The sequence below is a fragment of the Pseudarthrobacter oxydans genome (assembly GCF_034258515.1).
Classification (GTDB): domain Bacteria; phylum Actinomycetota; class Actinomycetes; order Actinomycetales; family Micrococcaceae; genus Arthrobacter.
The window spans coordinates 1,132,882-1,155,022 of the sequence record NZ_CP139438.1; the positions used below are offsets into that span (position 1 = coordinate 1,132,882).

The 22,141-nt window shown below is 66.6% G+C and carries 23 protein-coding genes; 11 read left to right on the forward strand and 12 right to left on the reverse strand.

From position 1 onward, the window contains the following. Positions 1–131: 131 nt before the first annotated feature. The gene (locus tag SMD14_RS05205) at positions 132–770 is read right to left on the reverse strand and encodes a hypothetical protein (RefSeq protein WP_321215571.1); all 639 of its coding nucleotides are present in this window, start codon (positions 768–770) and stop codon (positions 132–134) included. Between the two features lie 226 nt (positions 771–996). Between SMD14_RS05205 and SMD14_RS05210 the strand changes: the two genes are divergently transcribed. Then, a complete protein-coding gene (locus tag SMD14_RS05210; RefSeq protein ID WP_321215572.1) occupies positions 997–1,845 on the forward strand; it encodes a class I SAM-dependent methyltransferase in 849 nt (282 codons plus the stop codon). A gap of 61 nt (positions 1,846–1,906) precedes the next feature. On the opposite strand, the gene SMD14_RS05215 is transcribed toward SMD14_RS05210, so the two are convergent. Further along, positions 1,907–2,482: an HNH endonuclease gene (locus SMD14_RS05215; protein ID WP_321215573.1), complete on the reverse strand. Its 576-nt coding sequence runs from the start codon at positions 2,480–2,482 to the stop codon at positions 1,907–1,909. Between the two features lie 304 nt (positions 2,483–2,786). Here SMD14_RS05215 and SMD14_RS05220 point away from each other — a divergent pair, with 304 nt between their 5' ends. Together SMD14_RS05220 and SMD14_RS05225 are read left to right on the forward strand one after the other, a co-directional pair. After that, positions 2,787–3,524 carry a hypothetical protein gene (locus tag SMD14_RS05220; protein WP_321215574.1) on the forward strand — a complete coding sequence of 246 codons (738 nt, stop codon included), beginning with the start codon at positions 2,787–2,789 and terminating at the stop codon, positions 3,522–3,524. 20 nt (positions 3,525–3,544) lie between these two features. Further along, the gene (locus SMD14_RS05225; RefSeq protein WP_321215575.1) at positions 3,545–4,045 is read left to right on the forward strand and encodes an SRPBCC family protein; all 501 of its coding nucleotides are present in this window, start codon (positions 3,545–3,547) and stop codon (positions 4,043–4,045) included. Between the two features lie 236 nt (positions 4,046–4,281). Here the strand turns inward: SMD14_RS05225 and SMD14_RS05230 are convergent, their stop codons facing one another. Then, entirely contained in the window at positions 4,282–4,701 is a 420-nt protein-coding gene (locus SMD14_RS05230; protein ID WP_321215576.1) for a heme-binding protein, read from the reverse strand. Positions 4,702–4,882: 181 nt separating this feature from the next. On the opposite strand from SMD14_RS05230, the gene SMD14_RS05235 reads away from it, so the two are divergent. Genes SMD14_RS05235 through dhaK form a run of 4 tightly spaced genes read left to right on the forward strand, consistent with a single transcriptional unit; the run spans position 4,883 to position 8,254 of the window. Next, positions 4,883–5,746, forward strand: a complete 864-nt coding sequence (locus tag SMD14_RS05235) for a class II fructose-bisphosphate aldolase (RefSeq protein ID WP_321215577.1) — start codon at positions 4,883–4,885, stop codon at positions 5,744–5,746. Beyond that, on the forward strand, positions 5,746–6,573 hold the full coding sequence (locus tag SMD14_RS05240) for an HAD-IA family hydrolase (RefSeq protein WP_321215578.1): 828 nt from the start codon (positions 5,746–5,748) through the stop codon (positions 6,571–6,573). Before SMD14_RS05235 ends, SMD14_RS05240 begins: the two co-directional genes overlap by 1 nt. Continuing rightward, positions 6,570–7,208 carry a dihydroxyacetone kinase subunit DhaL gene (dhaL, locus tag SMD14_RS05245; protein ID WP_310114722.1) on the forward strand — a complete coding sequence of 213 codons (639 nt, stop codon included), beginning with the start codon at positions 6,570–6,572 and terminating at the stop codon, positions 7,206–7,208. Before SMD14_RS05240 ends, dhaL begins: the two co-directional genes overlap by 4 nt. A gap of 50 nt (positions 7,209–7,258) precedes the next feature. Next, entirely contained in the window at positions 7,259–8,254 is a 996-nt protein-coding gene (gene dhaK / locus SMD14_RS05250) for a dihydroxyacetone kinase subunit DhaK (protein ID WP_321215579.1), read from the forward strand. 139 nt (positions 8,255–8,393) lie between these two features. Here the strand turns inward: dhaK and SMD14_RS05255 are convergent, their stop codons facing one another. Next, the gene (locus SMD14_RS05255; protein WP_321215580.1) at positions 8,394–9,422 is read right to left on the reverse strand and encodes an ATP-dependent 6-phosphofructokinase; all 1,029 of its coding nucleotides are present in this window, start codon (positions 9,420–9,422) and stop codon (positions 8,394–8,396) included. 215 nt (positions 9,423–9,637) lie between these two features. Between SMD14_RS05255 and SMD14_RS05260 the strand changes: the two genes are divergently transcribed. Then, a complete protein-coding gene (locus SMD14_RS05260) occupies positions 9,638–11,512 on the forward strand; it encodes a GAF domain-containing protein (RefSeq protein WP_321215581.1) in 1,875 nt (624 codons plus the stop codon). A gap of 126 nt (positions 11,513–11,638) precedes the next feature. Here SMD14_RS05260 and SMD14_RS05265 read toward each other — a convergent pair whose 3' ends face one another. The 4 genes from SMD14_RS05265 to SMD14_RS05280 are packed head-to-tail and all read right to left on the reverse strand — an operon-like array spanning position 11,639 to position 14,881. Further along, a complete protein-coding gene (locus tag SMD14_RS05265) occupies positions 11,639–11,956 on the reverse strand; it encodes a putative quinol monooxygenase (RefSeq protein ID WP_321215582.1) in 318 nt (105 codons plus the stop codon). A 26-nt stretch (positions 11,957–11,982) separates the two neighbouring features. Beyond that, the gene (locus tag SMD14_RS05270; protein ID WP_310114733.1) at positions 11,983–13,017 is read right to left on the reverse strand and encodes an NAD(P)-dependent alcohol dehydrogenase; all 1,035 of its coding nucleotides are present in this window, start codon (positions 13,015–13,017) and stop codon (positions 11,983–11,985) included. Next, complete coding sequence (locus tag SMD14_RS05275) at positions 13,014–13,838, reverse strand: iron-sulfur cluster assembly protein (protein WP_321215583.1); 825 nt, start codon at positions 13,836–13,838, stop codon at positions 13,014–13,016. The genes SMD14_RS05270 and SMD14_RS05275 overlap by 4 nt, the downstream gene beginning before the upstream one ends. After that, a complete protein-coding gene (locus SMD14_RS05280) occupies positions 13,835–14,881 on the reverse strand; it encodes an amidohydrolase family protein (protein WP_321215584.1) in 1,047 nt (348 codons plus the stop codon). The genes SMD14_RS05275 and SMD14_RS05280 overlap by 4 nt, the downstream gene beginning before the upstream one ends. A gap of 186 nt (positions 14,882–15,067) precedes the next feature. Here SMD14_RS05280 and SMD14_RS05285 point away from each other — a divergent pair, with 186 nt between their 5' ends. Further along, positions 15,068–16,540: a helix-turn-helix domain-containing protein gene (locus tag SMD14_RS05285; protein ID WP_321215585.1), complete on the forward strand. Its 1,473-nt coding sequence runs from the start codon at positions 15,068–15,070 to the stop codon at positions 16,538–16,540. An 81-nt stretch (positions 16,541–16,621) separates the two neighbouring features. Then, the gene (locus SMD14_RS05290) at positions 16,622–17,101 is read left to right on the forward strand and encodes a nucleoside deaminase (RefSeq protein ID WP_321215586.1); all 480 of its coding nucleotides are present in this window, start codon (positions 16,622–16,624) and stop codon (positions 17,099–17,101) included. Between the two features lie 118 nt (positions 17,102–17,219). Here SMD14_RS05290 and SMD14_RS05295 read toward each other — a convergent pair whose 3' ends face one another. Continuing rightward, positions 17,220–17,861, reverse strand: coding sequence for a hypothetical protein (locus tag SMD14_RS05295; RefSeq protein ID WP_321215587.1), 642 nt, complete (start codon positions 17,859–17,861; stop codon positions 17,220–17,222). A 625-nt stretch (positions 17,862–18,486) separates the two neighbouring features. Here SMD14_RS05295 and SMD14_RS05300 point away from each other — a divergent pair. Then, complete coding sequence (locus tag SMD14_RS05300; protein WP_321215588.1) at positions 18,487–18,819, forward strand: hypothetical protein; 333 nt, start codon at positions 18,487–18,489, stop codon at positions 18,817–18,819. A gap of 11 nt (positions 18,820–18,830) precedes the next feature. On the opposite strand, the gene SMD14_RS05305 is transcribed toward SMD14_RS05300, so the two are convergent. The 3 genes from SMD14_RS05305 to SMD14_RS05315 form a co-directional block, all read right to left on the reverse strand. Then, positions 18,831–19,196 (reverse strand): hypothetical protein, encoded by a 366-nt coding sequence (locus tag SMD14_RS05305; protein WP_321215589.1) that lies wholly within the window; start codon positions 19,194–19,196, stop codon positions 18,831–18,833. Between the two features lie 294 nt (positions 19,197–19,490). Further along, positions 19,491–20,684, reverse strand: coding sequence for a Gfo/Idh/MocA family oxidoreductase (locus SMD14_RS05310; protein ID WP_321215590.1), 1,194 nt, complete (start codon positions 20,682–20,684; stop codon positions 19,491–19,493). A 315-nt stretch (positions 20,685–20,999) separates the two neighbouring features. Continuing rightward, positions 21,000–22,133: an agarase gene (locus SMD14_RS05315; protein WP_321215591.1), complete on the reverse strand. Its 1,134-nt coding sequence runs from the start codon at positions 22,131–22,133 to the stop codon at positions 21,000–21,002. Positions 22,134–22,141: the final 8 nt, after the last annotated feature.

Sequence of the window (22,141 nt, forward strand, 5' to 3'; positions counted from 1 at the left end):
GGGCACGCGCGTACTTTGCAGTGAAGCCCGCCGGTTGTGCCTTACTAGGGCTGGGTCAGCCGACGCCGCACCTGACCCCGGCAGGCCGCCGTCGTCCCTTCCAATGATCTCTCACTTCCCGCCCCATCCCTTCAGCTGGTGCTTGGGGCAGGAGGGGCAGCCAGCCTGCTGCCGCCGCCGGACACCATGAAGTAGCCCGCCGTCATCATGGCGAGCCCAAAGGGTATGGCCAGCAGGACGGCGGGGGTTTGCTCATTGGCGGCCAGCAGGGCGACGGTGCTGACCAGGAAGAGGATCCCGAGCCAGCGAGGAAAAATGCCTGAACGAAGAATAAGGACCCCGATCATCAGGAGGCCTGCGGTGACGGCCAGCAGTCCGGGGATGACGAAGAAGGGCATCCCGGGGAAGTCGCCGGCGAAGAATGCGCTTTGGACGATCCCGCCGGCAAACAAGAGGACGAAGCCGGCCGCGGCTGTGATCAGGCCGGTGGTCGCAAGCTTCCGGCGTTGGCCGGATTGCCTTGCCAGCAGCGTCATTCCGGCGATACCCACCAGTATGAGGAGGCACGCGGCAGAGCCAGCCACAGGCACGATGCCCGTGGATGAACGCAGCGCCCCCGTGGGGCAGTCCATGCCGATACAGCCAATGGGCTGCAGGTTATGCAGGAAGGCTGCCAGGGCAGCAAGCGCTCCGCCGAGCATGGATGCCGCGCCGGCCCACCTGGGGAACTGCCATGTCCAGAAGGTGTCGTCGAATCTTCCCTGGGCCACCACGGACTCCTAACTCTCTGGAGACCGGAAGTAAGTCCTCTCATGCTGGACCGCACCCGCGCGGCGGTCAAGGGTTGCGGCTGCCAGGCCCGCAACTTGAACATGCCGGTGCATCCGTAGGACGCCTGCCGTTCCCCGGCAGGGAAGGAACGACGACGGCGGGACGCAGGTGCCTCCGTCGTCCTGCCTCTTCCTTCGCTGCGGAGCGCCGTTGTAGGGTCGGGGCGTGATCGTCCCCGATATTTCCCAGAACGCCGCGGCGGTGGCGGATCACTACGACGAGCTCGATCCCATTTACCGCCGGGTGTGGGGCGAGCATGTCCACCACGGGCTCTGGGCGACGGGCCGCGAGACACCCGGCGAGGCCGTCGAGGCGCTGGTGGACACAGTCGGTGACCGGCTGGGGCTCAGGCCGGGACAGGCGTGCGCCGACATCGGCTGCGGCTACGGCTCCACCGCACGGCGGCTTGCGGTGACCCGCGGGGTCCGCGTCACCGGCTTCACGCTGTCCGCTGAGCAGGCCCGGTATGCCGCCGCGCATCCCGTCCCCGGCGTTGATATCCAGGTCAGCGACTGGCTCACCAACGGGTTGGCCGACGCCTCGGCCGATGCGGCATGGGCAATCGAGTCGAGCGAGCACATGGTGGACAAGCCCAGGTTCTTCGCCGAGGCGCACCGCGTGCTCGCGCCCGGCGGCCGCCTCGTCATCTGCGCGTGGCTCGCCGGGACCGATGCCAGCGGCTGGAAGGTCCGCCACCTGCTCGAGCCGATCTGCCGGGAGGGGCGCCTGCCCTCGATGGGCACGCGCGAGGAGTATGAGGCGATGGCAACGGCGGCGGGCTTTGAACTCACCGGGTTTGAGGATGTCAGCCGCCGGGTTGCCCGGACTTGGCCGATCTGCGCCGGCCGGCTCGTGAAGGCCTTGCTCACCGATCGCGAGACCCGCCGCCTGGCCCTGGGCGCACGCAACCGCAACTCCTTTCTGGGCATTCCCCGCCTGATCCTTGCATACCGCACCGGCGCGATGCGGTACGGGATCTTCACGCTCGCGAAGGCTGGAGACGGCGAGCCGTAAACCGGCGCTATTCAACGCGGCGGAAGCCGACTGACCGCAAGTTTCAGTTCAAGACACTGCCTCAGGGCACGGGCTGCCGTTCGCCCACGCTGAGGGAGGCCGACGGCGGCAGGTACTCCCGCCGTCGTCGTTCCATCCGTTGCTGCTGGCCCGGCGACGGGATTCTGGCACGCTTGGCGCGGTTGCATCTGGCACAGGCTGCGACGAAGTTCTGCAGGCTGGTGGAGCCGCCCTTGGACCACGGGTAAAAGTGGTCGCCGTGCTCGGCCTGTCGGCCGCAACGGCGCCCGAAGCCGACTTCCAGTTCACACACACCGCCAGCCCGGGCCATCCCTTCACGGCGCTGCTGGCGAGTGAAACGGCGCACCGGATCCCGGCGCCGGACGTCCCGGCGGGTGATGACGGCAGCGGCAATACCCAGGACGACGGCGGCCACACCGGGGAGTGCAACTGCGGCGACGACGTTCTCCACCATGCCGCGCAGTACCCCCGCGGCGGCGGACGGCCCCGCTCCGGTGGCCGGTGTTGTCTTCGACATGAGCGCCGACATCACCGCGACAGCGAGCCAAACCATCACCGCTGAGTACGCCAGGCGAAGCCCCTGCCGGGTCCAGTAGATACGGCCGAGTTCCGGCATTGATTACCCCCAATTTTCAGTTCGCCGGAGGGCCCGTGGCCCCGGATGACTAGGGAATCCTATAGGCCGGACGCGGGGCGGTGTCCCAGGTTTAGCTCAGTTTTTGCCGAGGTTCCGCGTCCACTCTTGGCGGGAGGAGACGCACGTGGCTCCAGGCCCCGGCCTCCAGTGCGTTTCGCCCGGGAGGTCAGCACCCCGGTGGAGGACCCGTTACCAGGGGCTTGCGGGGTTTTGCTCGGCCGCGTACAAAAGGACGTCCCGTGGCGATTAGACGCAGGTCACTAACAGGTGCAAGGGTGGACGCGTGGATGCCGACATCAACTTCTATTTCGACCCCGTCTGCCCTTTCGCCTGGATGACAAGCAAGTGGGTGCGGCAGGTGCAGGCACAGCGCGAGTACACCGTGGACTGGCGGTTCATTTCGTTGCGCCTTATCAACGCCCACGTTGACTATGACGCGCAGTTCCCGCCTGAGTACGAGGCCGGACACACGGCCGGGCTCCGGCTCCTGCGGGTGGCGGCCCGGGCACGTGCTGAGCATGGCCGCGAGTCGATCGCCCGGCTGTACGAGGCGTTCGGCACCCAGATTTTCGAAGCTGCCCCGGACACGGCCGGCCAGCGCAGCGAGGCCGAGGTGCGTGAGGAACGGGGGACGCGAGAGTTCGTGGAGCCGGTCCTGGCCCAGGCCGGCCTGCCCCTGGAGCTTGCGGAGGCTCTCGACGACGACTTCTGGGACTGCGAGATCCGGCAGGAGACGGATGAGGCGCTGGGGCTGACGGGCAAGGACGTGGGCACGCCCATCATCCACTTCGAACCACCCGCCGGCGTGGCATTCTTCGGGCCGGTGATCAGCCGGCTGCCGGACGACCAGTCGGCCGCCGAGCTGTGGGACCACGTGGTGGGGCTGGCACGGTTCCCTGGTTTCGCGGAGCTCAAGCGAAGCCTGCGAGAGCGGCCGCAGCTTCCGGCCCTCGGGGTCAGCTCCGGTGCAGTCGGTCAGCAGGAGGACTGGCACGGCGGTAGCCGGCGGCAGAAGAAGTGACCGTCTGTAAGGATGGACCCATGAACCAGAACAGCATCCGCCACCACCAGGAATCGGTCACCGTCAAGGCATCAGCAGAGGCGCTGTACGACCTGGTCTCCGACATCACCCGCACCGGTGAGTGGAGCCCGGTTTGCACGTCATGCTGGTGGGACGACGAGGACAGCGCCGGCCAGCCCGGTGCCTGGTTCACCGGCCGTAACGAGCTCCCGCACCGGTCCTGGGAGACCCGCTCGCAGGTGGTGGCTGCCGAGCGCGGCCGCGAGTTCGCCTGGGTGGTGGGCGGCAGGTTTGTCCGCTGGGGCTTCGCCCTCACGCCGGCAGACGACGGAACCATCCTGAGCGAGTCTTGGGAATTCCTGCCGGAGGGCATAGCCATGTTCGAGGAGAAGTTTGGTGATGGGGCTGACGCCCAGATCGCCGACCGCACCCGGCAGGCGCTGGACGGCATTCCGAAAACGCTCGCAGCAATCAAGCGGATCGCCGAGTCCGTCGCTGCAAATGAGGAAGTCAGGTCCTAGGACTGGACCTGCTGCATCACCGAGCAAGGCCCGCAAGCGTCCGCTAAGGCATTGCTTCAATCCAGCGGCTGCCGTTCGCCCAGGCTGACGGATCGACGGCGGCAGGTACTTCCGCCGTCGTCGCTCCATCCGCTGCTGCTCGCCCGGCGAGGGGATCCTGGCACGCTCAGCCTCCGTGTCCTGTGATCGAGCCGGACACGGCGGAGTGGGAACCCACGCTTCCAAGGCAGAGCCCGCTAGTACGCCCCGGCTCCGGCCAGCGCAACCTCCTGGTCCTGCTCAATGGTCCCGGTGGACACCCCGATTGCCCCCATGATCCGCCCGTCCCGCACCAGCGGGATGCCGCCGGGGAACACTACCAGCCGTCCGCCGTGGGCGTCACTGAGCCCGTGGATGGGGCCGGCGGGGCGGGTGGCTTCCTGCAAATCGCCGGTCTCGCACTGGAACGCAATGGCCGTGTAGGCCTTGTTGATCGAGATCGTGATGGAGCCGATGTTCGCGCCGTCCATCCGGGCGTGCGCCTTGAGGTTGCCGCCGGCGTCAACGACCGCGATGTCCATCGGCTGGCCTATCTCGGCGGCCTTCTTCGCGGCGGCGTCGATGACCTGCTGCGCTTCTTCGAGGGTGATGGTTTCCAGAACGGTTCCGTTAGCCATGGCGGGAGTCCTTTTCGCTGGTGGTGGGGGAGTGGTTGTGATTCCGTGACACCACTTGAGCACGGGACCCGCCGCACGCAACAGGTGGGGATGACCCCCAAGCCCGGGTGCGGGTTTCCCCCCGTACCCGGAAAAGGAAAGCCCGCTTAGCGTTGAAGGCAGCCAAACAAGGAGGTTTCCCATGGGTGTTGTGCCCCTGAAGGACATAGTCGATCCGGCTTTTCACGCCCGCTACGGCGTTCCGGCCATCAACATTTTCAACGACCTGACCATGGAAGCGGTCCTCGCCGCGGCCGAGGAAGCAAACTCCCCGGTCATCCTGCAGACCTCGGTGAAGACGGTCCGCAGCATCGGCTCCCGCCAGCTGTTCGATATGTGGAAGTCGCTGACCGCCGGCATTCAGGTCCCCGTCACCCTGCACCTGGACCACTGCCCGGACCGGGAGGTGCTCACCGAATGCCTCAAAGCCGGCTGGAACTCCGTGCTTTTTGACGCCTCCAGCATGCCGGTGGAGGAAAACCAGCGCCAGACCATCGAGGTGGTTGCCGAGGCCCGGCAGTACGGCGCCCAAGTAGAAGGCGAGATCGAGGCGATCACCGGCGTCGAGGATGACCACGGCTCGGACGACGTCGCCCCCCAGCAGAGCCTGGAAACGGTGCTGAACTTCATCGACGCCACGGGCATCGACGTCTTTGCACCCTCGATCGGCAACGCGCACGGCTCCTACAAGGCTGCCCCGGTGCTCGACCTCGGCCGGGTCACCGAGATCGTCGAGGCCCGGCACATCCCCATCGCACTGCACGGCGGGTCCGGCCTGAGCCAGGAGCAGTTCGCGGACCTGATCGCCCGCGGCTGCGCGAAGGTCAACATCTCCACCGCCTTGAAGGAAACGTTCATGCAGTCCTCCCTGGCTTTCCTCAAACAGGCCGAGCAGGACAACAAGTGGGACCCGCCGTCCCTGTTCAAGCACACACGCGGGGAGGTCATGGCGATGGTCAAGGAGCTGACCGAGCAGTTCGGCAGCGCCGGCAAGGGCGGCCGCTGATGCCGGCCCTGATCTTCGACTGCGACGGCGTCCTCGCCGACACCGAACAGCACGGCCACCTGCCGGCCTTCAACCGTACCTTCACCGACTTTAACGTCCCGGTCCAGTGGAGCGTCGAAGAGTACGCGGAGAAGGTCAAGATCGGCGGCGGCAAGGAACGGATGCGCAGCATCCTCACCCCGGAACTCGCCCACAGCCTGGGCCTGAAAGACGACGCCGCCGTGGACGAGGCCATCCTGGCATGGCACCAGCGGAAGACCGCCGTTTACAAGGACATGGTGGCGTCCGGAGTCATGCCCGCCCGGCCCGGGATCGCCCGGATCGTCCAGGAAGCGCATGACGCCGGATGGACCCTCGCGGTGGCCTCCACCTCGGCGGAGCCGGCCGTCCGCGCCGTCCTCACGCACGCCGTCGGCGAGGACCTCGCGAAGCATTTCGCTGTGTTTGCCGGCGATGTCGTCCCGGCGAAGAAGCCCGCCCCGGACATTTACCTGCTCGCGCTCAGGGAGCTGAACCTTGACCCGGACGACGCGATCGTGGTTGAGGACAGCGCCAACGGCCTGCGCGCCGCCCTGGGCGCGGGACTGCGAACCCTGGTCACGGTCAGTGGCTACACCCGTGAGGAGGACTTCACCGGCGCCTCGCTCGTGGTGAGCTCGCTGGGCGACCCCGCCGGCGAGGCCACCGAAGTCCTGGCTAACGACGCCGGCGTCGACGTTTCCGGCGTCGTGACCCTCGCGACGCTGCAGGCCATCCTGTCCACGCCCAGGCCAGGCACCGGCGCCGCAAACCCCGCCGCCCATTCGACCCCCACGGAGACCCCATGACCGCCACCGACCTCGCCGACGTCGAATACGTCGTCCGCACCCTCGCGCAGACTGCAGTCGATAAGGAAAAGGAGTTCGGCGACCTGGACGCCGTCGTGGGCGACGGCGACCTGGGCTACTCCCTGGCCCGCGGCTTCGAGAAGGTCCTGCAGGACTGGGACAGCTTCAAGCGCGACGACGTCCCCACGTTCCTGCAGCAGATCGCCCTGGCGATCTCAAGCCGGATCGGCGGCACCTCCGGCCCGCTGTGGGGAACCGCGTTTCTGCGCGCCTCCGCCGCGGCGAAGACCGTGGACACCATCGACGGCGCCGCCGCCGTCGCCATGCTGCGCGCCGCCGCCGAGGGCATCATGGCCCGGGGCGGCGCGAGCCTGGGAGACAAGACCCTGCTGGACGCACTCGTCCCGGCCACCGACGAGCTGGAACGCCAGCTCGCCGCCGGTGCCGGGGCCGCCGAATGCCGGGCCGCGTTCGCGAAAACCGTCAGGGAATGCGCGGACGCCACCAGCAAGCTCGAGGCCAGGCGGGGCCGGGCCAGCTACAGCGGCGAGCGCAGCATCGGCTCCCCGGACGCCGGCGCGGTAGCGATCGCCATCATCATTGAACGCATCACCGAGGGCTGGGACCAGCGTTAGCCCTGTTTGCCTTCCCATCAACCTGACCAGCACAACGACGTGGAGATCACATGAAAAAGTTCGTCAACGACCCCAAACAGTTCGTCCCCGAGATGCTCGAAGGGCTGGCCCTGGCCAACCCCGAGACCCTCAAGTACGTCCCCGAATACAACCTGATCATGCGCGCTGACGGCCCGGACCAGAACAAGGTCTCGATCGTGCAGGGCTCCGGCTCCGGCCATGAACCCGCGCACGTCATGATCGTGGGCAAGGGCATGCTTGACGCCGCCTGCCCGGGCGACGTGTTCGCCGCACCGCCGTTCGACTACGTCTACGAGACCACCAAAATGATGGCCTCGCCCAAAGGCGTGCTGCTGCTGGTGAACAACTACACCGGCGACAAGATGGTCTTCGACATGGCCCAGGAAATGTCCTCCGCCGAGGGCATCCAGGTCAGGACCCTCTTCATCAACGACGACGTCTCCGTGGAGGACTCCACCTACACGATCGGCCGCCGCGGCGTGGCCGGGAACTTCTTCGTCATCAAGGCTGTCGCCGCCGCCGCCGAGCGCGGCGCGGACCTGGACGAGGTGATCCGGATCGGTGAGAAGGTCAACTCGGTCACCCGCAGCATGGGCGTCGCACTGACCGCCTGCACCCCGCCGTCCAAGGGCAGCCCGCTGTTCGAACTCGGTGAGGACGAGATCGAGATCGGCGTCGGCATCCACGGTGAACCGGGCCGGCGTCGGGCGGCCATGATGAGCGCCAACGAGATCGTCGAGGAAATGCTCACTCCGATCGTCCAGGACCTGCCGTTCGGCGACGGGGACCGCGTGGCACTCATGATCAACGGCCTGGGCGGAACCCCCATCAGCGAGCTGTACCTGCTCTACGGCCAGGCCCACAAGCGCCTCGCCGAGCAGGGCATCAGCGTCGGCCGCAGCTACGTCGGCGAGTACTGCACCTCCCTGGACATGGCCGGGGCGTCCATCACCCTGGTCAAGCTCGACGACGAGATCGAGTCACTGCTCAGGGACCCGGCCGAGATCCCGATCCGGGTGTTCTAAAGGGCCCTCCCAATCATTGGGGTGGCCAGGGAGTGAAGTACGAAGCCGGAGCCGGCCACCCTTTTCGGGTAGCCGGCTCCGGTTTCTGTCCTGGCTCGCTTTTGTAGTCGCTCGTCGCAACGCCGTCGCACTGGGCCGCTTAGCCGAACAGGTACGTCGCCTCGTCGTAGCGGTCCTGCGGCACCGTCTTGAGCTTGCCGATGGCTTCGGCCAGGCTCACCCGGACGATCTTGTCCCCCCGCGTGGCGACCATTTTGCCCCACGCCCTCTCGTGGATCGCGTCGACGGCGGCGAGGCCCAGCCGGGTGGCAAGGACCCGGTCCGTGGCGCTTGGGGCGCCGCCCCGCTGGATGTGGCCCAGCGTCGTCGAACGCGTCTCAATGCCGGTGCGGTCCTCGATCACCGGGGCGAGCCGCTCGCCGATCCCCCCGAGCCTGGGCCGATTAAAGCCGTCCAGGCCCCGGTCAGCGTGCGGTTCGGTCATGTCTGCGGACACGAACCCCTCGGCAACGACCACCAGGGGGGTGCGGCCGCGCCGGAACGGGCCTTCCACCCAGTCGCAGATTTCATCCAGGGTGGCCGTCTGTTCGGGGATGAGGATCGCGTGCGCGCTGGTGGCCATACCGGCGTAGAGTGCGATCCAGCCGGCATGCCGGCCCATGACCTCCGCGATCATGCAGCGGTGATGGGACTGCCCGGTGGTCTTGAGCCGGTCGATTGCCTCTGTGGCGATTTCCACCGCCGTGTGGAAGCCGAAGGAGAAGTCTGTGGCGGAGAGGTCGTTGTCCACCGTCTTGGGCACACCGACGATGGGGATCCCCGCGTCGCTCAGGATCTTCGCCGCAGCCATGGTGCCCTCGCCGCCGATCACAATCAGCGCGTCCACGCCCACGGAGCGCAAATTCGCTTGGATCCGCTCGACGCCGCCACCCTCACCGAGCGGGCTGAAGCGCGACGTGCCAAGGATGGTGCCGCCCAGGTTCGCGATGCCGCGCACACTCATCCAGTCCAGGTTGATGGTGCTGCCCTCGACGAGGCCGCGCCAGCCGTCCGTGAAGCCGACAAACTCGTCGCCGTGGACGCGGATCCCGCGCAGCACGCACGAGCGGATAACCGTGTTAAGCCCCGGGCAGTCGCCGCCGCTGGTCAGGATTCCGATGCGGGCCATCAGTCTTACCTCCGCCGTGAGAGCCGTCCCTGTTGTGTGGTTTCGTGTCTTCCACGAAACCACCTATCCGGGAGCGGCGGTATGAGGACTTCCCCGCCGTCGGGATGCGGGTTATCCCGCACGCAGACCGGCGTGGGAGGTGCCATTATGGTGGGACAGATCACCAGTGCACCGCCGGAGGACCTGCGACGCACGGTTCGTCAAGGAGGACGAGAATGACAGACACCGAGACGGAACCCGATACCGTGATCCGCAGCCTGCACGACGCCGAAGACACGCAGGGCAAGCTGGACACGGTCGTCGCCCTCGCCCGGGACCTCGCCGGCCGGTTTGAGCTGCAGCCGTTGCTGGCCCGGATCCTGGGCCACGCTACCTCCCTGCTGGGGTGCGCATCGGGGTCGATCGCCCTGGTCAACGAGGCCAGCGGCACCTACACCAAAAAAGTGGACATCGGCGTCGGATGCCAGGAGGGCCAGACCTTTTCCCTGAAGGAGGGCTTCACCGGCCAGGTAGTCAGCAGCCGGTCCACCGTCATCCTCGACGCATACAGCAGCGTTGAACGCGGGCATATCCCACCGACGGATCCGCGGTGGGACTGCGCCGTGATCGGTGTCCCGATCCAATGGGGCGAGCAGATCGTGGGCGCCTTCATTGTTTTCAGCCCGGAGCCGGGCCGGGTGTTCACTCCGGAGGAAGCCCGGCTGGCCGAACTCCTGGCCAACCATGCCGCAATTGCCTTGGCCAACTCGGAACTGCACTCCAAAGCCTCGGCCCGTGAACTCGAGGCTGCCGTGGCCGCCGAACGCGAACGTGCGGTCCGCGACGTGCACGAGACCGTTGGCCGGGCCCTTGCTGCCCTGCTGCTCAGCCTGGACGAGGCTGAGAAAGCCAGCAGGCTCGACGGGGCGGAACATGCCATCACTCCGCACCTCAGCAGAGCCCGGACCATTGCCCACGATGCCCTGGCCGAGACCCGCCGCACGGTCCTGGGCATGGGTCCGGCCGCGCTCGCCGGCCGGACCCTTGATGACGCCATTGCCGCGGAACTGGTATGGGTGGAGTCGATGACCGGCGCCGGAACCCAGCTGAAAGTGATCGGCGAGCCCCGCCCGCTGGCGCCCGAGATCGCGCACCAGGCATTCAAGATTGTCCAGGAGGCGCTGAACAATGTGGTGGTCCACGCGCGCGCCACGACGGTGCGCGCCGGACTGATCTACGAGCGCGGCGCGCTCGCCATCGTCGTGGAGGACAACGGTCAAGGCTTCGACCTCGCCGCAGCCCACGGTGACCACACCACGCTTCCGTCCGGATGCCTGGGGTTGCACGGCATGACGTCCCGGGCCGTGCACCTGGGCGGCGACCTGCACATCGAATCCACTTCGGGATGGGGGACCAAGGTGCGGGCCACCCTTCCGGACCGTGCACCTGCGCCGGAGGCGTCCGGGCAGCCGCAGTGGAAGATCCTGATTGCCAATGACCATCCGATCATTAGCGCCGGCCTGGTCCGGCTGCTGGGCATCGCCGAGCCCGCTATCCAGGTCAGCGCTGAGGTGACCTCGGCCGAGCAGCTCTGCGACGCCTACGAATTGCTGCGCCCGGACGTGATTTTGATGGATCTGGACATGGTCCACCAGAACACCACCGGGCTTCTTGCCCGGATCCGCGAGTTCGACCCTGGTGTCGCGGTTGTTGTGCTCACGGACAACCCCACCGTGGAGCAGGTGCGCTCCGCCCGGCAAGCAGGTGTGCGCGGCTTCATCAACCGGCGTGCGAATGGAGAAACCATGGCCCGCATTATCGTGGCTGCAGGTCAGGGCGAAGCCTCGATGGAAGGCGAAATCTTCGACCACCTCATCAGCGGCTCCGCTGCCGACGCCGGGTCCGTTCAATTCACGACGCGCGAACGCGAGGTCCACGACATGGTCATCCGCGGCATGGCGGACAAGCAAGTTGCCCGGGAGCTGGAGATTTCCGTGAAGACGGTTGAGAAGCACGTGGGCTCCATCCTCCGCAAGACCGGGGCACGCAACCGGACCATGCTGGTGAGCATCAACGCACAGGAGGCGATTCCCCTGCAGCACTGGCGGTAGCCCTCCGGCCGCCGTCGGGACGGAAGGCGTCCTGAAAACGACGGTGGTCCGGATGGCAGCACCGTTGACATCTGGACCACCGTTGGGACACGCCGGTACGCGAGGAAGTCTGGCGTGGCCCAGGGCTTACTTGACGGCGAGCTCCCCGAGTTCGGACCAGCCGTCCACCTTGACGTTCACGATGTCCGGAGTCCGGGCCAGGTACGCCGGCAGCTCGGCCGTGGCCTTCTTGAAATGATCCGACTTCACGTGTTCACCGCCGGCCTCGTCGTCGCGGAACGCCTCGATCAGGACGTAGGTGTTGGGGTCGGCAAGGGAGCGCGCCCATTCGAAGAACAGGCAGCCCTCCTCGGCGCTGGTTTTGTCAGTGAACTCCCGTGAGATCTCCGGCCACGCGTCGGCGTGCTCCGGCTTGACCGGGAATTTCGCGGTAATGAAAATCATTGGTTCTCCTTCGATGGATGGGAGGATCAGGGCACCAGGATGGCTCGGCCACGGACCTTGCCGGCATCCAGGTCGCTGATGGCCTGCTGGAAGTCGTCCAGCTTGTACTTTTGGGTGTGCAGCGTGACAGCCCCCCGGGCGGCCAGCGCCATCAGGTCCTGCAGGTCATTGTAGGACCCCACGAGGTTGCCGATGATGTTGATTTCCGAGGAGATGATGTCGATGGTGGGCACGCTGATGTTCTCGCCGTAGCCCACCACGAAGTAGTCGCCGGCGCGGCGCAGCATGGCAATGCCTTCGGACGTGGCCCCGCCCTCGCCCACAAAGTCGATCAGCACCTCCGCGCCATGGCCGCCAGTCAGGGCCAGCACCCGCTCCACCTGGCTGCCGTCCGCCACCACGCCTTCGTCCGCGCCGATGGACTTGGCCAGCTCCAGCGCTGCGGGGTTGCGGTCCACAACGATGATCCGGCTGGGCGTGAGGGCCTTCAGCACCTGGATGCCGATGTGCCCTAGGCCTCCGGCACCGATCACCACGCAGGTGTCCCGCGGCTTCAGCCTCTTCGCTGCCTTGGCGGCGGCGTGATAGGCGGTCAGCCCGGCGTCGGCAAGGGCCGCCACGTCCGCAGGCTCCAGCGAATCATCGATCTTCACCACCGAGCGGGCTGAGGTGAGGAGATACTCGGCGTACCCGCCGTGGGTGTCAATGCCGGGGAACCTGCTGTTCTCACAGTGCACATCGTCGCCGGAACGGCACGCGCGGCACAGGCCGCAGGTGATCAGCGGGTGCAGGATCACCTTGTCGCCTTCCTTGACGTTGGTCACGGCGCTGCCCACGGCGTGCACCCAGCCCGCGTTCTCATGGCCGATCGTGTACGGCAGCTCCACCTGGGACTTCTCGGCCCACTGGCCCTCCAGGATGTGCAGGTCCGTCCGGCATACGCCGGCCCCTCCGATTTTGACCACAACGTCCCACGCCCCGGCCACTTCCGGGATGGGCGCCTCGGTCATCTTCAGGCCTTCGTGGTAGCCGACCACCTGGACGGCTCGCATGGTGTTCATGGGTGGGTCTCCTTGACTGTGAACGAAAGCAGGTGGTGATGGTCGGCGGGCTCGGCCCCTTCGGGCCGGTCCGTCTGGTCGGCGCCCGAGCCGGCGTATCGGGTGCGCAGCAGGCCCCGGCAGAAGTGCGCGTTCCCGTCGATGGAAATGCGCGTGGAACGCGCCCGCCGCAGCGCCAGCGGCACATGCTCGGCGGGATAGGGGCGGCCGTCATGGTCAACAAGTACGACGGCGGCAGGTTCCGCGGGCAGGCCAAGCGCCGTCCGCCGTCGTACTAATGCGTCCTTGGTCCGGCCCGCCGGCAGGTCACCCAGCCGCACCGTCCCCACGTTCGCTTCGGACAGCGCGGGATCGGCGCGCAGCTGTTCGGTCAGGCAGCGTTCCATGGCGGCGGTGTGCGCCTTCCGGCGGAACATCAGCCGCAGCTCGTCCAGGCTGTCCTCAGCCTCGTGGCCAAAGGTGCCCCGGTAGCCGGCGTCCGCCGCGAGGCCGGCATTGATCAGGGCGGAGTCGTGGTGGTCATCGAGTTCCACCACCACCTTTCCCACCCAGGGGAGTGCCGAGACCACGTCCTTGCTGTCCGACGCCATGAGGTAGGCGAAGTTCGGGGAGCAGAACGAGGTGGGCAGCCGCAGGTGCACGGCCACCACGGCGCCGTCCGCCGCGCCGGCCACGTCAATGGACCGCACGAAGCCCAGATCGGTGATCGGCTCATCGAGTTCGGGATCCAGCACGCTGCCCAGTGCCTGCCGGACGTCCTGCGCCGCACGGTCCAGCGCCGTCACGCCCCGGACGGTGCGCTCAGTCAGTGCCGCCGTCATGCCGCGCCCGCCAGGTCCGCCCGCTCCGGCTGGCGCGGGCCCGTGGCCGTTTCCCCGGCGTCCGGCAGCTGAAGTTCTGCCGGCACCGGGATGTTGTACATCTTCGCGGCGTTCAGGCCGAGGATCTTCTTCTTCTGGTCGGTGGTGATCGGAGCGTACTCGGTCATGTCCTCCGGGATCTGGAAGTCCACGAAGCGCTCCACCAGCCAGCGCGGGGTCCACAGGGCGTAGTCGCTGGAGAAGAAGAGCCGGTCCTCGCCGATCCAGTAAATGAGTTCTCCGATGATCTGCGCGAAGTAGCGGGGCCGGGTGTGCATGAACGGCATGGCGACGGCGAGGCCGCCGTAGACGTTGGGTTCCTGGGTGGCGATCCAGCAGAAATCCTCCAGCCGCGGCAGGCCCACATGCTCCACAATAAAGTTCAGGTCAGTGAAGTCCGAGGCCACGTGGTCCACATCCGATACATCGAACGAGTCCCGGTCCAGCGGCCGGATGGTGGGGCCCTTGTGGACGTGGATGTTCTTGATGCCGAGCTTCCGGCACTCCTCGAAGTAGCGGTAGGCCCACGGATCGGAGAGCTTGTAGCCGCGGGAATCCCCGTGCCATTCCGCGGTGTAGAGCTTGACCCCCGTGAACTTCATCTTCTCGTGGTCCGCGCGGAGCCGGTCCAGGCCGCGTTCGCCGTCGCGCGGGTCAAAGCAGTGGTTGTACGTGAGCTTGTCCGGGTGCGCGGCGGCCAGGCCGTACGCCTCCTGCGTCTGGCCGAAACCGTTCTTGTAGAACTCGCCCAGGTACGCAGGCTGGAAGATGGCGTGGTCCACGTAGCCGTCCTCGAACAGGTCCTTCATCAGGCGCTCGCCACCCTGGTACAGGTATTCCTCGTAGGTCCACAGCTCCTCATCGGGGGAGAGGTTGCGGTGGTAGTCGTAGAAGCAATCGATGAACTGCTTGCCGTGAACGTTGCGCTGGTTCTCCGGCCGGGCGTCCCACAGGGCGATGTGGGCGTCAACGATGAAGTAGTTCTCGCCGTCCTTGCTGTACATGTCGTTCTCCTCCCCGCGACTGCCATAGTCGCGACACCAACGAGGCTAGGGCGGTTCCGTGCCCGTCAACATGTGACCGGTGTCTCATTTTGAGACAGGCAGGGTTCCCCGTCCCGGTCACGGCCACGTACTCTCGAATGACGCAGGACAAGGAGGACGGCAATGGTGCCGAATAGGAACGTGCCAGTGCCGCGGCCAGACCGCGGCGTCCCGGGCGCTGAACTTGCGGTTGCCTCGCGGCGCCTTCTCGCGTCGTGGCAGCGGAGCGAGGAATACGGCGTTTCAGCCGAGGAGGTGGACCCGGTCTGGGCCGGGTCGGTGGACGCCGACTCACTGTTCTACCAGTGCGGGCAGGAGGTGCTGACCGGCCTGCACCAGACCCTGGCCAACGAGCCGCTGAGCCTGATGCTTACGGACGCCGACGGGTTGGTGCTCAACCGGTTCAGCGGCGACACGTCGCTACTGCGGGCGCTGGACAAGGTGCACCTGGCCCCGGGCTTCGCATTCTCGGAGCGGGAGGCGGGAACCACCGGCTTGGGCCTGGCCCTGGCCGACCGCACACCGAGCCTGGTCCGCGCCGAGGAACACTACAGCGCCAGCCTGCGCACCTACACCTGCGCTGCCGTCCCGGTCCTTGATCCTCTCAGCGGCCACCTTGAGGGCAGCGTCAACATCACCACCTGGTCCAAGTCCTCCCCGGAGCTGCTGCTCGCACTGGCCCAGTCCGCCGCGAGCACCATGTCCGCTTTGATGCTGGCCAAATCCGGGGGCCGGCAGCCGAAACCCGGCCCGAGGGGCGGGGTGTTCCGGGTGCAGCGGGGACGGCTGGAACCCGGGTCCGGCACGCTGCGGGCCATGTCCCTGCCGTGGACCGAGGCCTTGGACAGCGCGGCAGCGGCGCTGGTTTCCGGCAAGGTGGCGGCCGCCGTCGGAGAACCGGGGACCGGCCGCTCCACCCTCATGGGCCAGGCCATCCGCCAGGCGCACCCCGGTAGCCGCATCCTCTGCGCTGCGGTCCCGGCACCCCTGGATGTTGAAGCCTGGCTGTCGCTCTGGACGCCGGAGCTGTCCAAGCCCCACACCGCGGTGATCGTGGAAAACATCGACCTCCTCCCGGCCTGGGCCGCGCAGGAGCTCAGCGCCCGTGCGGTCAGCTCGCGTGTCCGGGGATCCGCAGACCATCCGTCCGCCGTCAGCTGGGCCGTGACCGCGGAGGAGCTCACCGCCATCCCGGCGCCCCTGGCTGCGCTGGTGGAGACAGTGGTGCCGGTCCCGGCCCTGCGGGACCGCGGACCCGACGTGATGCCCCTGGCCCGATACGCCGCACGCCAGGCCCGAATGCGGGAGGTGGATTTCACGCCTGCCGCCGAACGTGCGCTGACCGCGTATGGGTGGCCGGGCAACATCGACGAACTCTTCGGGATGGTCCAGGACGCGGCCCTGCGCACGGAAACCATCGATGTCCGGCACCTGCCAGCTGCGCTGCTGGGCCGCTCCGGTCCCCGGCTGACGCGGATCGAGGCTGTTGAGCGGGACGAGATTGCCAGGTGCCTCTCCCGGCCCGGGATAACGGTTGCCGCTGCCGCGGCGGAACTGGGGATCAGCCGCGCCACGATCTACCGGCGCATGGCCCGGCTGGGAATCACCGTGCCGAAGTAGGCCTGCAGGCAGCCGGACGCAGGGACCGAGGCCGCCGGCAGGATCGCACCGCGTGGCGGCCAGGGGTGCAACAATGGCGCCATGACCCACGAGCAGCATCAGTCCGCCGCGCCGGAACCGGACAGCGCCGGCCTTCCCGCCTTCGAAGCCGCCTACCAGGCCGCCCAAAAGGGCCTGGCCGAGGGCGGCATCCCCATCGGGGCGGCGCTCGCCCGTGACGGCGTGGTGATTGCCAGCGGGCACAACGAACGCGTCCAGAAGGCCGATCCGGTCGCACACGGAGAAATGTCCGCGCTCCGAGCCGCCGGGCGGCAGAGGAGCTACCGGGACACCACGCTCTACACCACCCTCGCCCCGTGTGCCATGTGCGCCGGGACCATCATCCAGTTCAAGATCCCCCGCGTGGTGGTGGGGGAGGCACGCACGTTCGACGGCGAATTGGAACTTCTGCGGTCACGCGGGGTGGAGGTGGTGGTCCTGGATGATCAGCGCTGCGTGGACATGATGCGAGCCTTCCAGGCTGACAACCCGGACCTATGGGCGGAGGACATCGCCGAGTAGGGGTGCTCGACGCCCCGCCGGTGCGTTGCAGTCAAGAATGAAGTTTCAGTTGCCGGGCAGCTCTGCCTCCTGGTGGACCTTGGTCCCAGGAGGCAGACCTGCCTGACGGGTCGGGTGCTTACCTTTCGCAGCCCACGCCGTCACGGTCGTTGTCGAGTCCATAGATGTCGGACCCTACAACGGTGACGGGTCCCCTCACGTACGCCGGGCCGTTACCGCTCCCTCCGGCGCAATCGACGTCGGACGCAATCGGAACACACGCGCCTGCATAGTTTGGATCGCATCCGGTAGGGGCTGCGGGGACGGCGGGCTGCACAGGCGCCTGGGCTTTTGCGGCCGCCGCGGCGGCCGCTGCTGCAGCCGCGGCTTGCTGCTGGCGGGCCGCTTCTGCGGCAGCAGCTTCCTGTCGGGCCTGCTCCGCGGCGGCCTGCTCCGCTGCTGCCTTTGCTGCGGCTTCTTCTTGTGCTGCCTTTTCTGCCGCCGCCTTCTCGGCGGCGGCGTTGGCGGCCGCTGCCGCCCGCGCGTCCGTTACCCGCTTCGATTCCGACTGCTCCATCCACAGCAGATTCCCGGCGTCGGTCTTCGTGCAGATGAAGACTTTGGGCGCGTACTTTTCGGTCGCGTTTTCGGTGATGCAGGCGGATGACGCCGGCGCTGTTGGAGTAGGTGTTGGCGTTGCAGTGGAGGACGCGGTCTCGCTTGTCAGGGCAGCCTTGGACGACGCAGCCGACTGACCGCATGCCGTCGTGGATATCACCACGGCTGCAACTACAGCCGCACCAGCCACTCGACGTCGGGAAATCAACGGACGCGGCGACGTCCGGACCACATGGTCAGCTTCATTGGTGATCGGCTTTCGCACTCCATTGCGTCCGATGCGTATATTCATTTGTGCCCCCCGTAATTCTAATAATTGCGAAACATTCGTCATTCTTATGGTGCGGGACCTGATCATCGCCACGAACCGGCTTAGCTGCGAGCAGCGGAGTCCGAATGAAATTGCTGAGGCAATATGCCGTTGGTCAGCATGGGACATGCGCCAGCTGAGCGTGGGAAAAGCAGGGCCATGGAAGCAATCCTTGTCCTGCTGCCTCAACGTCTGCGCAATTTCTTCCCAGCTTTGGCGCAAGAACACGGACCGCTGACTCAAGGCCGCTCCGTCGATGCCCTGCCCCTAGTGGGCACCCCCAACTCCTCAAACCGCGCAGTTCGGGGGCCCGGGCACCGGCGGCGGGAGTCGGCGTCGAGCATCTTCGAACCGCGCGCCGCGGCAGTGGTGCTGCCCAGAGTCCCACCGCGCCGCACCGGGGACCTTCGCCCCTTCCCTGCCGTGGACGCGGCCGGGGAGGCTGGATGGCAGGAGAGGGAACAGGGAGGTGGCTGGCATGAGCAGCTGGGACTTGGGAATGGCCGGACTGGCGCTGCTGGCGGCCATGTCGCTGGCCTTTGGCCTGGTGGCGCAGCTGATCGTGGGCTGGCACGTGGCCCGCTGGCTCTGGCTCTATTCAGCCCTGGCCTATTTCGTGGCGGGGATCCTGGTCAGCGAAGTCTGGTTCGGCTGGGCCACCGAGGAGGAGCTGCAGCCCAACATAGACGGGTTGTCCTTTGACGAAGTGCAGCTGGTGACCCTCGCCGGCCTGATTGCAGCCGTCACCGCACGGCTCGTCCTCCGGCGCAGAGGCCGCGCCGGAGGATCCGCCGGGAAACCGGCTGGCTGAAAACCGGACCCCTAGCTGCGGGAGTCCAGGGCGTCGAACTGCTCCTGCCACAGGGACAACTCGCGGGCCTTGTAAAGCCTGTGCGACGGGCTCCATTTTGGCCAGATCCCGGACGCGGGCTGCGCTTGTGCCGGCGGCCGGTCCTGGACGCGGGGGACCTTCGGCGGGGAGGGTGCGCGCGCCACCATCCGTGCGTTGCCTACGGCTGGCCTGGCCAACGTTTGGGGCCGGGTTCCGTGCCCGGCGAGCACGGGCTTCAGGTCCATCGCCCAGAGAATCAGCTTGCAGCCTGTCCAGATGATGCCGCACAGGACCATCGCGGCGAACAGGACGGCAATCCACAACAGCAGCCCGATCGCGGAGAAAATTACCACCATGGTCCATTTTACGGACGTGGCCGCCGTTAAGGGGAGGGCCGAATCTCACGAACACCACAGCAGCACGTCCTCGCCCGGCACATACCAGTCCCTCTCGGGCGCCCGCCGGAAGTCCGGCGGCTCATACATCCCGTGCGCCGCGTCCTCCACGTTCTCGCGCATAAGTCACGGCCACGTGGGGAAGGGCGGTCTGTTCTGTCTTGCTCCCTCCAGCTGAACAGCCCGTACTGCTCATGAGGACACCTTGTTGCAGCACTGGAACGGACCGAGCCTGACGCAAATGTCCAAACCGCCTCAGTGCTTCGGCGTTGTGGTCAGCTCCGCAACCGTCGGCACGTCCACCCAAGCGCCCTTGTGTGCCGAAGTGACGATGGCGTCATCGATGAGTGCTGTCTGGTAGCCGTCGGCAAAGTTGGGACTGACGCTGGTGCCTTCAACGATGGCTTTGAAGAAGTCGTGTGCCTCAATGATCTTCGTCTCGCCATAGCCGATGCCCAGGGCCGGGATAGGCCATAAGCCGTCACCGTAGGGGTGGGCGGGGCCCGTGTACACGGTCCGGAAACCGCGCCGGTCGTTCTGGTCTGCGGCAAAGCAGACCTGCAGTTCGTCGCGCCGCTCATAGTTGAAGGCGATGCTGCCTTCGGTGCCGTGTATTTCGAAGGTGATGAAGTTGTTGCGGCCATACGCGTTGCGCGTGGCCTCGATTGAGCCGACGGCGCCATTGGCGAAACGGACCATGGTCATGACCTCGTCGTCGACGTCGACCTCACCGCGCGGGCCTTCGCCGCCGCGAACGGTGCCCAGCGCATCGGCGCCTCCACTTTGCAGCGGGCGTTCCGGAATCCACGTGGACAGGAGCGAGGTCACGGAGGAGAACTCGCCCACAAGGTAACGGGCCATGTCCACGACGTGCGTAGCGATGTCTCCGAGGGCCCCAGAGCCTGCAATGTTCTTTTGGAAACGCCATGAAAGGGGGGAACTGGGGTCCGCAGACCAGTCTTGGAGGTACGTACCGCGGAAGTTAAGGATCTGCCCGATGGCGCCTTCCTCGATGTATTTCTTGGCCAGGGCGACGGCGGGTGTGCGGCGATAGTTAAAGGCGACCATGTGGACGATGCCTGCGTCTTTGACAGCGTCATACATGGCCCTTGCCTCCTCGCCGGTGCGGGCAAGGGGCTTTTCGCAGATGATGTGCTTGCCTGCCTGTGCGGCGGCGATGGCAATCTCCGCGTGCAGGTGGTTCGGGGTGGCGATGTCGACGACGTCGATAGCAGGGTCGTCGACGATCCGGCGCCAGTCGGAGGTGGAGTGTTCGAAGCCAAAGCGGCGGGCGGCCTCTGCCGCGAGTTCGTCGGTGGCTTCCGCGATGGTGTGGCGGACGGGCAGGGCCGGTGCGGGCCAGAAGAACATGGGCATGGCGGAGTACGCCAGAGAATGCGCCTTGCCCATGAAGCCGCCTCCGATGAGGCCGACGTTGAGGTTTTTCACGATGGTGTTCCTTTCGGGAGAAGCGTGGGGTTTCCGGGAGGAGTTTCTCGAGGTAAGTGCGGCTGATCGCGGCGGCGGCCCGGGGGCGCCGCCGTACCCATCTGGTTCGACCCTGAGCCAGCTGTCGTAGCTGCTCTCTTTGATGGCCTGGAGGCCTGCACTTTCTGGGATGTCAACCCGGGGTGAGGCAGGCGGATGCCCCACGGAGTAGCCGGCCTGCTGAACCGTCCGGTGTGGAACGGCCGGGGCTATAGCCATGGTCCCCGCCGGGCGGTTTCCACACGCCCGGCGGTCCGGATCACGACAGGTCGGCTGTCACTTGCGTTGATCGGCGGCCGCCTTTGCTTTGGCGTTGGCTTCCCGGATCTGATCGGTCATGTCCGTATAGAACTCGTCCTGCGGGTCCTTGATGCCCCAGCCCCGGCCGAGGTTTTCGATATAGCCGCACCAGTGCCAGCCGATGATCCAGGGCTCGGCCATAACCTTCGCAAGCCCATTGGCGTAATCAGCGCCGCGTTCGGAGTGCGTGCTCATGTCACTGGTCCGGTGGGGGTTCATGTCCGTGGGTACCCAGTTGCCGATGTCAGCGATGACGACGGGCTTGCCGGTTAGGTCGTGCCAGCGGCGAAGGTCATCGATCATCGTCTTGTATTCCTCGTCGGACTTGCCGGTGAAGTACTGGACGGAAAGGACGTCCACGAACGGGACCATCGCGCGCAGGGCTGCTTCCGGGATGCCTTTGTTGCCGTTGTAGCGGTCGCCGAGGATCAGGTGGTTGGGGTCATACCGGCGGATGGCCTCGGTGATGGTCTTGTAGTACTGGGTTGCGACCTCGAAAAGCTTTTTGTCGTGTTCCTCTTGGCTGAGCCCGTCGAATCCGGGCCAGAACCTGCCGGCGGCGTGGGGCAGCCAGGCGGGGATGTCTACCAGAAAGTAGCCAATGAGGTTTTGGCTGTTCTTGTGGTCGGAGACCATCCGTCGGGCGATCCAGTCTGCATACTTCTGGAAGTCCTCCCCGAAGACGTCTCGGAAGGCGGGGTGGCCGTTCCAGTCCTCGATTTCCTGCACGCGGATTTGCACCACGTATGGCATGCCGGCGTCCAGCAGGTGCTGATCCGGCCAGGGCAGGGAATGGCCAAGGTCAACGGGGTCCCCGAACCAGTCCAGTGCCTCTCCCCAGCCGCCGCTGATGTACTGGGACGTCCAGCCGATCGTGTTGAAGTTAAGGTTTTGGAGGTCCCGGACTACGCCCTTTGTCCAGGACTGACGGGAGCCATACTTGCGTTCGAAGATTTCCACGTTGTGCGGGTAGCGCAGGTCGGTGTCGTCGATGTGGTTGAGGGCAAGGGAGAGGAAGGGCTTGCCCTCGGGGTCGATGAAGCTCCACGCTCCGTCGCTGTTCCGGGCGACCCGGAAGAAACCATTGTTCGGTGTTTCAGTTGCTGACATTTCAATCT

Excerpts from the sequence above, each read along its gene's own strand:
- SMD14_RS05270 (WP_310114733.1), bottom strand. The coding sequence starts at position 13,017 with ATGAACACCATGCGAGCCGTCCAGGTGGTCGGCTACCACGAAGGCCTG.
- SMD14_RS05225 (WP_321215575.1), top strand. The coding sequence starts at position 3,545 with ATGAACCAGAACAGCATCCGCCACCACCAGGAATCGGTCACCGTCAAG.
- dhaK (WP_321215579.1), top strand. The coding sequence starts at position 7,259 with ATGAAAAAGTTCGTCAACGACCCCAAACAGTTCGTCCCCGAGATGCTC.
- SMD14_RS05305 (WP_321215589.1), bottom strand. The coding sequence starts at position 19,196 with ATGGTGGTAATTTTCTCCGCGATCGGGCTGCTGTTGTGGATTGCCGTC.
- SMD14_RS05280 (WP_321215584.1), bottom strand. The coding sequence starts at position 14,881 with ATGTACAGCAAGGACGGCGAGAACTACTTCATCGTTGACGCCCACATC.
- SMD14_RS05260 (WP_321215581.1), top strand. The coding sequence starts at position 9,638 with ATGACAGACACCGAGACGGAACCCGATACCGTGATCCGCAGCCTGCAC.
- SMD14_RS05315 (WP_321215591.1), bottom strand. The coding sequence starts at position 22,133 with ATGTCAGCAACTGAAACACCGAACAATGGTTTCTTCCGGGTCGCCCGG.
- SMD14_RS05265 (WP_321215582.1), bottom strand. The coding sequence starts at position 11,956 with ATGATTTTCATTACCGCGAAATTCCCGGTCAAGCCGGAGCACGCCGAC.
- SMD14_RS05230 (WP_321215576.1), bottom strand. The coding sequence starts at position 4,701 with ATGGCTAACGGAACCGTTCTGGAAACCATCACCCTCGAAGAAGCGCAG.
- SMD14_RS05235 (WP_321215577.1), top strand. The coding sequence starts at position 4,883 with ATGGGTGTTGTGCCCCTGAAGGACATAGTCGATCCGGCTTTTCACGCC.
- SMD14_RS05300 (WP_321215588.1), top strand. The coding sequence starts at position 18,487 with ATGAGCAGCTGGGACTTGGGAATGGCCGGACTGGCGCTGCTGGCGGCC.
- SMD14_RS05290 (WP_321215586.1), top strand. The coding sequence starts at position 16,622 with ATGACCCACGAGCAGCATCAGTCCGCCGCGCCGGAACCGGACAGCGCC.
- dhaL (WP_310114722.1), top strand. The coding sequence starts at position 6,570 with ATGACCGCCACCGACCTCGCCGACGTCGAATACGTCGTCCGCACCCTC.
- SMD14_RS05240 (WP_321215578.1), top strand. The coding sequence starts at position 5,746 with ATGCCGGCCCTGATCTTCGACTGCGACGGCGTCCTCGCCGACACCGAA.
- SMD14_RS05255 (WP_321215580.1), bottom strand. The coding sequence starts at position 9,422 with ATGGCCCGCATCGGAATCCTGACCAGCGGCGGCGACTGCCCGGGGCTT.
- SMD14_RS05275 (WP_321215583.1), bottom strand. The coding sequence starts at position 13,838 with ATGACGGCGGCACTGACTGAGCGCACCGTCCGGGGCGTGACGGCGCTG.
- SMD14_RS05215 (WP_321215573.1), bottom strand. The coding sequence starts at position 2,482 with ATGCCGGAACTCGGCCGTATCTACTGGACCCGGCAGGGGCTTCGCCTG.